The organism is Pedobacter mendelii (genome assembly GCF_014635725.1).
GTDB lineage: Bacteria > Bacteroidota > Bacteroidia > Sphingobacteriales > Sphingobacteriaceae > Pedobacter > Pedobacter mendelii.
This window is the reverse complement of the sequence record NZ_BMDJ01000002.1, coordinates 490,071-503,222: the sequence shown is the minus strand read 5'-3', so window position 1 is coordinate 503,222 and position 13,152 is coordinate 490,071. Positions and strand designations below refer to the sequence as shown.

12 protein-coding genes are annotated in these 13,152 nt (G+C 35.6%); 8 read left to right on the top strand and 4 right to left on the bottom strand.

All coding sequences use genetic code 11. The features are described from left to right. Positions 1-97: 97 nt before the first annotated feature. The 3 genes from IEV50_RS05630 to mdh all read right to left on the bottom strand — a co-directional run bounded on the left by IEV50_RS05630 (position 98) and on the right by mdh (position 2,224). Positions 98-637 (bottom strand): SRPBCC family protein, encoded by a 540-nt coding sequence (locus IEV50_RS05630; RefSeq protein WP_188412260.1) that lies wholly within the window; start codon positions 635-637, stop codon positions 98-100. A gap of 79 nt (positions 638-716) precedes the next feature. Continuing rightward, positions 717-1,142 (bottom strand): aspartyl protease family protein, encoded by a 426-nt coding sequence (locus tag IEV50_RS05625; protein ID WP_188412259.1) that lies wholly within the window; start codon positions 1,140-1,142, stop codon positions 717-719. A gap of 143 nt (positions 1,143-1,285) precedes the next feature. Next, complete coding sequence (gene mdh / locus IEV50_RS05620; protein ID WP_188412258.1) at positions 1,286-2,224, bottom strand: malate dehydrogenase; 939 nt, start codon at positions 2,222-2,224, stop codon at positions 1,286-1,288. A 118-nt stretch (positions 2,225-2,342) separates the two neighbouring features. Between mdh and IEV50_RS05615 the strand changes: the two genes are divergently transcribed. The 3 genes from IEV50_RS05615 to IEV50_RS05605 all read left to right on the top strand — a co-directional run bounded on the left by IEV50_RS05615 (position 2,343) and on the right by IEV50_RS05605 (position 4,167). Beyond that, positions 2,343-2,900 (top strand): lipocalin family protein, encoded by a 558-nt coding sequence (locus IEV50_RS05615; RefSeq protein ID WP_188412257.1) that lies wholly within the window; start codon positions 2,343-2,345, stop codon positions 2,898-2,900. A gap of 45 nt (positions 2,901-2,945) precedes the next feature. Beyond that, positions 2,946-3,398, top strand: a complete 453-nt coding sequence (locus tag IEV50_RS05610) for a lipocalin family protein (protein WP_188412256.1) — start codon at positions 2,946-2,948, stop codon at positions 3,396-3,398. Between the two features lie 88 nt (positions 3,399-3,486). Further along, positions 3,487-4,167: a type 1 glutamine amidotransferase domain-containing protein gene (locus IEV50_RS05605; RefSeq protein WP_188412255.1), complete on the top strand. Its 681-nt coding sequence runs from the start codon at positions 3,487-3,489 to the stop codon at positions 4,165-4,167. Between the two features lie 364 nt (positions 4,168-4,531). On the opposite strand, the gene IEV50_RS05600 is transcribed toward IEV50_RS05605, so the two are convergent. Further along, positions 4,532-4,756, bottom strand: coding sequence for a hypothetical protein (locus tag IEV50_RS05600; protein WP_188412392.1), 225 nt, complete (start codon positions 4,754-4,756; stop codon positions 4,532-4,534). 58 nt (positions 4,757-4,814) lie between these two features. On the opposite strand from IEV50_RS05600, the gene dnaE reads away from it, so the two are divergent. From dnaE to IEV50_RS05575, 5 genes are all read left to right on the top strand, one after another. After that, complete coding sequence (gene dnaE / locus IEV50_RS05595) at positions 4,815-9,248, top strand: DNA polymerase III subunit alpha (RefSeq protein ID WP_188412254.1); 4,434 nt, start codon at positions 4,815-4,817, stop codon at positions 9,246-9,248. 418 nt (positions 9,249-9,666) lie between these two features. Further along, a complete protein-coding gene (gene trxA / locus IEV50_RS05590; RefSeq protein WP_109923776.1) occupies positions 9,667-9,987 on the top strand; it encodes a thioredoxin in 321 nt (106 codons plus the stop codon). A 117-nt stretch (positions 9,988-10,104) separates the two neighbouring features. Then, positions 10,105-11,313: a PQQ-dependent sugar dehydrogenase gene (locus IEV50_RS05585; protein ID WP_188412253.1), complete on the top strand. Its 1,209-nt coding sequence runs from the start codon at positions 10,105-10,107 to the stop codon at positions 11,311-11,313. A gap of 388 nt (positions 11,314-11,701) precedes the next feature. Continuing rightward, on the top strand, positions 11,702-12,619 hold the full coding sequence (locus IEV50_RS05580) for a DUF58 domain-containing protein (protein ID WP_188412252.1): 918 nt from the start codon (positions 11,702-11,704) through the stop codon (positions 12,617-12,619). Positions 12,620-12,685: 66 nt separating this feature from the next. Then, positions 12,686-13,147 carry a redoxin domain-containing protein gene (locus tag IEV50_RS05575; RefSeq protein ID WP_188412251.1) on the top strand — a complete coding sequence of 154 codons (462 nt, stop codon included), beginning with the start codon at positions 12,686-12,688 and terminating at the stop codon, positions 13,145-13,147. Positions 13,148-13,152: the final 5 nt, after the last annotated feature.

Sequence of the window (13,152 nt, the reverse complement as noted above, 5' to 3'; positions counted from 1 at the left end):
TCTAAACGCCACAAAATGCAGTTTTTGCAAATCCTTCGGCAGGCTCAGGATGACATTTCGTATTATGATACAGCCTCTTTAAAATAAAGTATTAGAATTAAATTTCTTTTTCAGATTTTTCTTTCAAACTGGCTAAACCACTTTCAAAATCTTTTCCTATCATTTTATCCATTCCACCCATTACTAGACACATCCATTTGCTTATCAGATTGTTTTCGCCGCTCATTGTCCAGGTAACTTTATTTGTACTTCCATCTGGTGTAATATTAAATTTTGTATCAGCATGACTTTCGAAAGGTTCTTTAAAAAATAAATCAATATCAACTTGTTTATTTGGCTCTACCTTTAGAATTTTCATTTCGCCCGAACCGGTTTCTTTTCCTATCCATGCATATATGTGACCCGGTTGACCAGCAGTTCCTGAAAATGTAGTTTTGGCTGTAGGTTCCATTTTAGCCCAAGGGTTCCATTTGTAAAATTCGTTAAAGTTTGCAATATTTTTATAGATAACGCTATCGGGTGCGTTAATCAATATAGTTCTGTTTACCGAGTAAGTTTTTGGCAGAAACATACCACCCACAAGGATTATTATTGCCAGTACGACAATAATTCCAAATAAAATTTTTAAGAATTTCATAATTTGATTAGTTTGGTTCATTAAATTTAACAAGAAACCTCTTTATTTCAAAATGTTAATTGATTGGAGTCAACAACATTTATTTATATAATTTTAGTACAAGCTTATCATAATTGATTACGGCTTTGTACTTCATCAAAATATCACCACCAATGATCCCAGAAATTGGTGGGTGTCCAAATTGCTGGTAAGTTTCTGTAACCGATTGCAAATCAAAAGCAACAGTTTGGTAATTCTTTATTTTTAACGAGCCTATTTTAACTTCTGGAATGGTGGCCTGGATAGTTGTAGTAGTTGTAAAGAGTGTAGCCGCATTTATCTCATCCGATACGTGTAAAGTTTCGGAAAGATGCTGCTCTATCAAAGATTTATCGAAAACACTTCGTGATGCTCCGGTATCTAATACAACAAAATGCTTTTGCTTAAAAACAACAATTTCTACCAAAACATGGAAACCGTCGTCTTGTAAGTTTATAAGTTTTAATGGAATTGAAATTGACTTCATTTAACGATTTTTACCACCTAAGGCACCTTATTTTTAGGTTTATATGATGGTTAATTTACTTTTACTACTTGATATTATGAGGTTTTTCTTAGGTGTTTAAGGTGGTTAAATTTTATTATTGGTGCTCAAGATGATTAATTTTATTAAACCAATTTCATATCAGCTAATACGCTATTCATGTTTCTAACAGCATCAGCACTTTTATTAAATGCCGTTTGCTCGTCATCGGTTAAATTAAAATCGATAATTTTTTCCCAGCCGTTACGGCCAATAATTACCGGAACGCCTAAACAAATATCTTGCTGACCGTATTCGCCTTCTAATGAAACGCAGCAGGTAAATAATTTTTTCTCATCGCGTAAAATTGCTTCAACAAGCGCTGCCCCAGCTGCTCCAGGAGCATACCATGCCGATGTACCGATTAATCCGGTTAAAGTAGCACCACCAACCATGGTATCTGCCGCAACTTTATCAAGTGTGGCTTTATCCAATAAGTTGCTCACTGGTAAGCTTTGATAAGTTGCTAAACGCGTTAAAGGAATCATGGTTGTATCGCCATGACCACCAATAACAAAACCTTGTAAATCGCTCGGATTGCAATCTAAAGCCTTTGATAAATAAAATTTAAAACGAGAACTATCTAATGTGCCACCCATACCAATAATCCGGTTTTTAGGTAGACCCAAAGATTTCAAAGCCAAATAAGTCATCGTATCCATTGGATTACTAATCACTATTATTATCGCTTCAGGAGAGTATTTCAAAATATTTTCGGCAACGCCTTTTACAATACCGGCATTAATTCCGATAAGTTCTTCACGAGTCATTCCGGGTTTACGCGGTAAGCCTGAAGTAATTACCACAACATTAGAGCCTGCAGTTTTACTATAGTCGTTGGTAACACCAGTTATCTTTGTATCGAAACCTAATAGGGTAGCCGTTTGCATCATATCTATGGCTTTACCTTCGGCAAAACCTTCTTTAATATCTAACAAAACAAGCTCATTCGCAAGTTCTTTACGTGCAATATTATCTGCACAAGTTGCGCCTACAGCGCCTGCTCCTACAACCGTTACTTTCATATTTCTAAATTTTATGGTTTGCTGTTAATTACCAATCGAAGGTATAAATAAATATAAGGTTTAAAAATCCTTTTCAAAACTTTATAATTTTTAAAATGTTATTAAACGAAACAAATTTATGAATCTAAACAAATTCAAGCTTCTGCACTTACTTACGCTTCTTATTGTGAGTTGTTTTTTCTTTTCATTTACAGGGCTAGATTTGCATAAATCAATTTCCAGCTTCGACTCTGAAAATAAAGCAATTGCTAAAATAAATTTTAAAAAGTTTCAAGGTAAATGGTATTCATTAACAAGTATACCCACTGCTTTGGACAAAAAATGGCGTAAAACTGTTGAGAATTATACATTAAAGGAAGGATATTTTGAAGTATTTACAACCTATTACAAAACAGGAAATACGGAAGAGAAATCGATAAAATCTAAATTATTTTTTTACGATGGTTTACCTGATGGAGAGATGAAAGCGCAGTTTCTTTGGCCTTTCAAAATAGGTTATCGGGTAATTGAATTACCAGATGATTACAGTTATGTTGTTATTGGCCACCCAGATAAAAAATATTTGTTTATAATGGCCAGAAAGCCCGAAATTGATAAAAAATTGATGAGTGCTATTGTTGATAGATGTAAACAAAAAGGGTATGAGGTTGATAAACTCGTAAGCCAGGAACACTAATAGTTGGCAAAATTACTTAAATTAAAAAAACACATACAACAAACCATGGAAAATAAGCCAATAATCAATATCGACTTTAAAGCCTTCGAGGGAAAGTGGTATTCTCTATATTCTATCCCAACCTTATTAGATAAACATTGGAAACAGACAACTGAAACCTATACTTTAGTTGGTGGCGACCATTTTGATGTTTACACTACCTATCACAAAGAAGGAAAACCGGAAGAAAAATCGATTACATCTAAATTGTTTTTTGATGAAAAAAAACCAGATGGTGATATGAAGGCACAATTTCTATGGCCTTTTAAAATTGGATACTGGATAATCGAACTTGCCGATGATTACAGCTATGTTGTGGTTGGACATCCGGATGGGAAATACCTTTTTATTATGACCCGCGAGCCTAAAATGGAATCGGATTTATTGGTTGATATTATTGAGAGATGCCGCGAAAAAGGTTATGATGTTAGTGAATTGGTGAGTCAGGAACATTTTTAACCAATCGTATAGCATTTGTCATTTTAAATGCTAACCCATTTTTCGGCATAGAAATAGATGGCACTTACACACAAATAAATTTATAATAATGAAAGTATTAATGGTATTAACTTCCCATAGTGAATTGGGAAATACAGGTGAAAAAACAGGTTTTTGGATTGAAGAGTTTGCTGCTCCTTATTATGTTATGGCAGATGCAGGTGTAGAAATTACAATAGCTTCGCCAAAAGGAGGGCAACCACCAATTGACCCAAAAAGTGATGCGCCTGATGCACAAACCGATGCAACCAAAAGATTTAAAGCTGATGAGGAACTAAAAACAAAACTTTCAGATACAGTTAAATTAGATGACGTTAACGAAGCTGATTTTGATGCCGTATTTTATCCAGGAGGTCATGGACCGTTATGGGATTTAGCAAACGATGAAAGATCTATTTCACTTATTGAATCATTTTATAATGCCGAAAAACCTGTTGCTTTTGTATGTCACGCTCCAGGTGTGCTTATTAAAGTTAAAGACCAAAATGGCGATCCTTTAGTAAAGGGAAAAGAAGTTACCGGATTCTCAAACACAGAAGAAGAAGCGGTAAAATTGACAGATGTTGTGCCTTTTTTATTGGAAGATGAATTTAAAAAGCTTGGTGGGCACTACAGCAAAGGTGCTGACTGGAGTTCGTATGTTAAAAAAGATGGACTTTTAATTACTGGTCAAAACCCGGGTTCATCAGAAGAAGCGGCAGAAGTGCTTTTGAAAGCTTTGGAAGATTAAGAATAAAATTTATTTCTTTATAAAAAAGCCGAAAACACGTAAAGTATTTCGGCTTTTTTATTAAATAATTTTGAGCAAGGTATCAAGTTCTTTATCCGAAATGTGTGATTGCTCTGATTTATCATAAATCGAGATTAGGAAATCTTTTTTTTAACAATTTGTATGTGTGTTATCACTTTAGCCCCACCAGATTTTCTCTTACCTTTTGATGTGATTGAAATACAAATCTTATAACAATTGTTGCCAAGAGACTTTCCTTATTCGGGATTCTCTCTTAATGATATTATTAATTCTAAAAATTCCTTTTTTTAGTTATGTAAATTTTTTAGCTGAGTTGTTTTCAAAGAAGTGAGTAAGTTCAATATTATAGATCATTTAAAAGTTCTTCAGCATATTTTAGATTTAATTTTCCTTGTTTCGTGAGTTCAACTTCTTCAACCGAAGATTTTAGTTCACTAATAAATTGAGCTTTTTTTATGCTGATTGCTTCTGCCTTTACAAAAGTTAAATTGTTTAACAGTTCCATTACAAAATCAGCTTTATTATCTCCTTTTTTTGTTGATAAAATCCTGACAACATCAACCTTCAAATTTCCTATTTTTGAAAAGCCACTAATATTCTGCAGCGGTTAATTTTTACAATAATATATGTACTTAATTTTTGATACGGAAACTACAGGTTTGCCTCGTAATTACAATGCTCCAATTACCGATACCGATAACTGGCCGCGTTGTATTCAAATTGCATGGCAACTACACGATGAGATGGGGCGGATGGTTGAGCATCAGGATTATTTAGTTAAGCCAGAGGGATTTAATATTCCGTATGATGCGGAGCGTATTCATGGTATTTCGACGGAATTAGCTGAAGAGCAAGGTGTATCGCTTGCCGAAGTATTGGAGAAATTCAATATCGCTTTATCAAAATCTAAATTTATTGTAGGGCAAAATGTTGGTTTTGATGTAAATATTATGGGTTGTGAGTTTCATCGTTTTGGCGTTGAAAACCACATGGCCGGAATGCCTGTTTTAGATACCTGTACGGAAATTACTGCAAGCTTGCTGAAACTACCGGGCGGTAGAGGTGGTAAATTTAAGCTGCCAACATTAACCGAACTTCACTCATATTTATTCGGTATTCCGTTTAAGGAGGCACACAATGCAACTGCCGATGTAGAAGCAACTACGCGTTGTTTCCTTGAATTAATTAAAAAGGAAGTTTTTACTAAAGAAGAATTACTCGTTGATGCAGAATACTTCCCTCGCTTTAGAGAAATAAATCCTGCATCTATTCCAAGTTTTGGAATTAACCATGTTAATTTAAAGTCTGCTTCTGATGAAATTCGTAAACGCCTTCAGAAAGCAGAAGGCGGTGGTGTCTCTAAACAAGAACTTGCAGAGAATAAACAAGAACTTGCTGCGGCAACGTTTGTTCATTTACACAATCATACTCAATTTTCGGTTTTACAAAGTACCATCAGCATTCCTGACTTAGTTAAAGCGGCAGCGGCACAAAAAATGCCTGCGGTTGCAATGACCGACCATGCAAATATGATGGGTGCTTTTCATTTTGTTTCAAACGTTTTAAATCATAATAAAGCTGCAGAAGCAAAAAATGCGATAGCTATTGAAGCTGGAGAGCGACCAACTGAAGTTGTAATGACACCAATTATTGGTGTAGAATTTTTTGTTTGTGATGATCACCTAAACAGAACTGCGAAAGACAATGGTTACCAAATGGTGCTGTTGGCAAAGAACAAAAAAGGTTATCACAATCTGGCTAAAATGTCTTCCATTGCTTACACAAAGGGGTTTTATTATGTTCCGCGTATTGATAGGCAAGTAATTGAGCAATACAAAGATGATATTATTGTTTTATCTGGTAACCTTTCTGGTGAGATTTCTAACAAAATCTTAAACATGGGCGAAAACCAAGCAGAAGAAGCTTTGCTTTGGTGGAAAGAACAGTTTGGAGAAGATTTTTATGTGGAGGTAATGCGCCATAATCAGGAAGATGAAGACAGGGTAAATACTTCTTTAATTTCGCTCGCTAAAAAACACGATGTAAAACTCATTGCAACAAATAATACCTATTACATCAATAAAAAAGATGCAAATGCGCACGATATTTTGCTTTGCGTAAAAGATGGTGAAAAACAGGCAACACCAATTGGTCGCGGCCGCGGCTACCGTTATGGCTTGCCCAATCAGGAATATTATTTCAAATCTCCTGATGAAATGAAAGCACTATTTGCCGATTTGCCTGAAGCAATTTTAAACATTCAGGAAATTGTAGATAAGATTGAAAGTTATCAACTTGCCCGCGAAGTTTTACTTCCCAAGTTTGATATTCCTGAGGAGTTTCTAGTTGCTGAAGATGAAGTTGATGGTGGAAAACGAGGCGAAAATAAGTTTTTACGTCACCTAACTTACGAAGGAGCGAAAAAGCGTTATGGCAAACCTACATCCGAGGTAATCGATAGGTTGGATTTTGAATTGGCTACGATTGAAAAAACAGGTTACCCTGGCTATTTCTTAATTGTACAGGATTTTATTGCCGAAGCCAGAAGGAGAGATGTTTCCGTTGGTCCAGGTCGTGGTTCTGCTGCAGGTTCTGTAGTTGCTTATTGCTTATGGATTACCAATATCGATCCGCTCAAATATGACCTCCTTTTTGAGCGTTTCCTAAATCCCGATCGTGTTTCCATGCCCGATATCGACATCGATTTTGATGATGAGGGTCGCGGGCGTGTAATGGAGTACGTTATCAATAAATATGGTTCCAGTCAGGTTGCGCAAATTATTACCTATGGAACGATGGCTGCGAAATCATCCATACGCGATACGGCCAGGGTTTTAGATTTACCACTTTTTGAAGCAGACAAAATTGCTAAGCTGATTCCGAATATGAAACTTGCAAAAATCTTTACCCTCGATGAAAAGAGTTTAAAAGATGCTTTGCGCCCAGATGAATACGAACGGGTTCAGGAATTAAAAGCAATGGGCCTTATGAAAGATTTAAGTGCCGAAACTATACAACAGGCTCAGGTTTTAGAGGGTTCATTAAGAAATACAGGCATCCATGCTTGCGGTGTAATTATTACGCCAAGTGATATTACCAATTTCGTTCCTGTTGCCACAGCTAAAGATTCTGATTTGTATGTGACCCAGTTTGATAACTCGGTTGTGGAAAGTGCTGGTTTATTAAAAATGGACTTTCTGGGCTTAAAAACCCTCACACTGATAAAAGATACGGTTAAACTGGTTAAGAAAAGACATGATATCCTACTCGACCCGGATAATTTCCCGATTGATGACGTATTGACTTATGAACTTTTCCAGCGTGGCGAAACTATTGGCATTTTTCAGTACGAGAGTCCGGGTATGCAGAAATACATGAAGGAACTAAAGCCTACAGTTTTTGACGATTTAATTGCCATGAATGCATTATATCGCCCTGGGCCAATGGAGTACATACCTAGCTTTGTTAAGCGTAAAAATGGAGAAGAAGAAATCAAATACGATTTAGATGCCTGCGAAGAATACCTGAAAGAAACTTACGGTATCACCGTTTATCAAGAGCAGGTGATGCTTTTATCGCAAAAATTGGCAGGTTTTACCAAAGGTGAGGCCGATGTTTTGCGTAAAGCAATGGGTAAAAAACAGAAAGATGTTCTGGATAAAATGAAACCTAAGTTTGTAAAACAAGCCGCTGAAAAAGGACATGATGCAACAACTTTAGAAAAAATTTGGAAAGATTGGGAAGCTTTTGCGTCTTACGCTTTTAATAAGTCGCACTCTACCTGTTATGCCTGGATTGCTTATCAGACGGCTTATTTAAAAGCACATTATCCGGCAGAGTACATGGCTGCGGTGCTTTCTAACAACATGAGTGATATTAAACAGGTGGCTTTCTTTATGGAAGAATGCCGCCAGATGGGCGTGGTTGTTCTCGGACCAGATGTTAACGAATCAGACCTTAAATTTTCTGTTAATGTTAAAGGCGAAGTTCGTTTCGGCATGTCGGCCGTTAAAGGTGTTGGAGAAAAGGCGGTTGAAAGTATTATCGAAGAACGCCTTGAGAAAGGCCCTTACACAACGGTTTACGATTTCGCAAAACGTTCAAATACCCGGATTGTAAATAAAAAAGCTTACGAAAGTTTTGTTTACAGTGGTGCTTTTGATGCATTTGGTGGTCACAGAGCACAATATTTTTACATCGGACCGAATGATAAAATGAATGGTATTGAAAAGATTATCAAATACGCCAACGATTTTCAGAATAACGAAAGTACATCTCAAGCTTCGCTGTTTGGTGGCTCAAAAGCAGATATGATTTTAGAACCAACACTTCCAGTTTCGCCTGAATGGGCATTGATGGATAGGCTAAAATATGAAAAAGATGCTATTGGAATTTTTCTTTCAGGTCATCCACTTGATAATTATAAACTAGAACTTGATAAATTTTGTACGCATGGCGTAAAGCAATTGAGTATAATTAATAAGGTACGTATGGGTGATACCAATGAAGAGGTATTAGCCGAATTTGAAAAATTAAAAAATCGAGAACTTTGCGTTGGTGGTTTGGTGGTTGCTGCATCGCAGCGAATAACCAAAACAGGTAAGCCCTTCGGTACATTTGTTTTTGAAGATTATGATGATGCTTCTGAAATGGCTTTATTTGGTGAGGATTTTCTAAAGTTTAAGTCATTTTTAACTGAAGGTTATTTTTTGCAAATAAGAGGAAGGGTGGGAGAGCGTTTCGGCAAAAAAGGCGACTGGGAGTTTAAAATTACATCCATTAATTTAATGTCTGAGCTGAGAGATAAATTAACCAAAAGCCTTACCATTCAGGTACCTATAGAAAGGGTAAATGATGATTTGATGCGTCAGATTGAAGTGATATTAGCAGACAATAAGGCAAACTCAGAACAGCAAAACTGTCAACTTAACTTCGCCGTTTTTGATAGCGAAAAACAAATAATGCTAGATTTAACATCCAAGAATTTAAAAATTAACCCTAATAATAAGTTCTTAGAACAATTGATTGGTTTGAATGTTGTAAATTACAAGTTGAACTAGGTTTAATCTTCATTGCGAGGAGGAATGACGAAGCAATCTATTTAGTTGGAAAGATTGCTCGGTTAAAATTATATTGATGTTTTGTATGAAAGATTGCTTTGTTGGCGGAAAAAGCCTCCTCGTAATGACGACATATGATTTAAGTGATAATAGTTAAATTAAGTTAGAAGACTATTTTATGCTTAGCCTTCATTGTTATTAGGAGCGAAAAAGCAATCTATTTAGCATAAAAATAGAACTTTATTAACTGAAAAAGCAAATAACGGCTTATGGTAACAATTTGCCATATAGGAAAGATTGCTTATTGACTCGAAGTGACAGCGTATAATTTTGACTTTATAAAGTCAATGTCAAATTGGCATTACACTATCGCTGGCATTACAATTGAATACATATATTTGAACATAAAAAAATAATTATGGCATTAGAAATCACAGATGCAAACTTCGAGGAGCTTGTATTAAAATCAGATAAACCCGTGTTGGTAGATTTTTGGGCAGAATGGTGTGGCCCTTGTCGCATGGTTGGTCCTGTAGTAGAAGAAATAGCAAAAGAGTATGATGGTAAAGCTATCGTTGGTAAAGTTAACGTAGATAACAATCCTCAAATTTCAATGCAATTTGGTATTCGTAACATTCCTGCTTTATTATATTTCAAAGATGGTCAGGTTGTTGACAAACAAGTTGGTGCGGTTCCGAAATCTGTTTTAGCAGAAAAATTAAATAAGCAATTAGCTTAAATTTAAGCTTAAAGCCTAGTGGCTTGTAATATATTTAAAACCCGGATTCAATTTTAAATTCGGGTTTTTTATTGCGAAAATAATTTTGTTTCTTTATTAAAAACTCTAATCATTTCTATGAACCTATTAACTCACAAAACATTAGGTCTAGCATTTGCAGGATTATCAATTAGTTTGATGCTTACCAATGCTGCTTCTGCACAAAACCCAGTTGAAACCAATCAACCTTCTGCCGATTATAAACCTGCCTTTGAAGGGCAAACTCGAATAGCGAGCGTAAAAACAACAGCAATTTTTGATGTTTCTGTTTTAAACGATAAACTTGAAAATCCATGGGCGATTTCCGTTTTGCCAAATGGAGGCTTTTTAATCACTCAAAAAAAAGGAACCATGGTTATTCTTGGTGTTGATGGTAAATTAAGTAAAACCATTACAGGTTTACCTAAGGTAGATCCGTCTGGACAAGGTGGCTTGTTAGATGTAACTTTAGACCCTGATTTTGCCAAAAACAGAATGGTATATTTTGCATATTCTGAACCTCAGGCTAATGGTGCTTTATTGGCCATTGCAAAGGGTAAATTAGCTGCAAATGAAACTGCATTGGAAAATCAAACGGTAATTTACCGTGCAACACCTTCTTATAAAGATAAACTTCAATACGGTTCAAGAATCGTTTTTGATAAAAATGGCGACTTATTTGTGAGTACGGGAGAGCGCTCGGGAGCTGATATTCGTATCCAGGCGCAATACCTAAATTCATCATTAGGAAAAATTCTTCACTTAACTACAGATGGAAAGCCAATTCCAAACGGGCCTTTTGCAGGTAAGGCGGATGCAAGACCTGAAATATACGCGTTAGGATTGCGTAACCCGGATGGTTTGGCCATTAATCCTCAAACTGGAGATTTATGGGAAGCTGAATTTGGTCCAAAAGGTGGCGATGAGGTAAACCTAATTAAGCCGGGCAAAAACTATGGCTGGCCAATTATTACCTATGGTGTAGAGTATAGCGGTAAAAAGGTTGGAGATGGTATTCAGCAAAAAGATGGTATGGAACAGCCTGTTTATTTCTGGAATCCAAGTATTTCGCCTGGATGTATTGCTTTTTATAATAGCACTGTTATTCCTGAATGGAAAGGAAATCTTTTTGTAGGTGGTTTAGGTGGCTCCCACATCATCCGTTTGGTTATTAAAGACAATAAAGTTGTTGGCGAAGAAAGATTGCTTGAAGGAATGGGAGAACGTTTCCGTGATATGGTAGAAAAAGATGGTGCTTTATATACTGTAACGGATAATGGAAAGCTGTATAAGATTGCAAAGAAATAAGTTACTCGTTTAAATATACTAATCCCGAATCATTTACCGATTTCGGGATTTTTTGTTTGCTAATTTTTATGTTCATTCTTTTTTTGAAAATGTTCGCTCTGTTTTTCATTACATTTTTAGTCCTGCTATCCGTTTTAGATCCGATGAAAAATCGGAGGCTGCCACTACCATCTGGTTTATTAACCATTGATATGTACTCTACTTGTGCCACCTAAACCCGACAAAGTGGAAAACCCGGAAGCCAATTTTTCTTTGGCTAAGGATTTGGAACGATGGCGGGAATGAAGAAACCAAAAAGCTACTGTAACTGCTTTCAAAATATTTTTTTGAACATATAAATACAATTCTAACCGCATATAATTAGCGAATCTTTTACTAGCTTTACGATATGCAGGTTGTAAACTACGAAAACGAAACAAGCTATGGTAATTTAGAATTGCTCGCTCAACAAGTTGTAGAGGGTTTTATTACAGGTTTACACAAAAGTCCATTTCATGGGTTCTCAGTAGAATTTGCAGAGCATCGCCAATATAATGCTGGCGATAATGTAAAAAATATTGATTGGAAATTATATGCAAAAACTGATAAACTATACAGCAAACGCTTTGAAGAAGAAACCAATCTGCGTTGCCAATTTGTAATTGATGTTTCTTCATCGATGTATTTTCCTGAACCAAAAAATAACAAACTTACTTTTTCGATTCAAGCTACAGCTTCTTTAATGTATCTTTTAAAGAAACAAAGAGATGCTTTTGGCTTAAGTTTATTTACAGAAGAAATTTTATTGAGTTCGCCTGCAAAATCTACAACTGTTCATCAGAAGTATCTTTTTAACCAGTTGGAAGAGCTCCTGCAAAAACCGAAAGTAAATGCGAAAACCAATTTAAGCGAAGCTTTACACCAAGTGGCAGAATTGATTCATAAACGCTCATTGGTAATAATCTTTAGTGATTTATTTAATACGCAAACCAGTTCTGAAAAAACTGATGCACTTTTTGATGCACTTCAGCACTTAAAATTTAATAAACATGAGGTTGTAGTTTTTAATGTATTTGATAAATCAAAAGAAGTTGATTTTAATTTTGAGAACAGGCCGTATCAATTCATAGATATGGAAACCGGAGAAATGATTAAGGTGCATACTAATCAGGTGAAAGAAAACTATACTGCTGCGGTTTCAACTTATCGGCAGCAAATTACTTTAAAATGTGCTCAATATAAAATAGATTTAATCGATGCCGATATGAATGAAGGGTTTTATCCGGTTTTGCAGTCTTATTTAATTAAGCGCCAAAAGTTAGGTTAAACTTTATAACAAACAACTGGTATTTAGGGTTGTTTAAATAGTACAATAATTTTTAAACTATACATCATGTTAGAAAAAGGCGCATTAGCACCAGATTTCGAGTTAAATGCTACTCCTGACCAAAAAATAAAACTAAAAGATTTTAGAGGAAAAAACGTAATTCTTGCTTTTTATCCTGCAGATTGGAGTCCTGTTTGTAGCGACCAAATGGCACTTTACAACGAAATGCTGAAATACTTTAATAAATACGACGCCCAAATTTTTGGAATTTCTGTAGATAGTGTTTGGTGCCATTTAGCGTTTTCGGGTGATAGAAAGCTTCATTTCCCACTTTTAGCAGATTTTGAACCAAAAGGAAAAGTATCAAAAGCTTATGGAGTTTACGATGAACAAATTGGTGAAAGCAAAAGAGCCCTTTTTGTAATCAATAAAGAAGGTAAAATTGCTTGGAATTATTTATCGCCAACTGCAGTTAATCCAGGGGCAGATGGAATTTTGGATGCCCTAGAAGAACTTTCTAAAAAATAGAATTT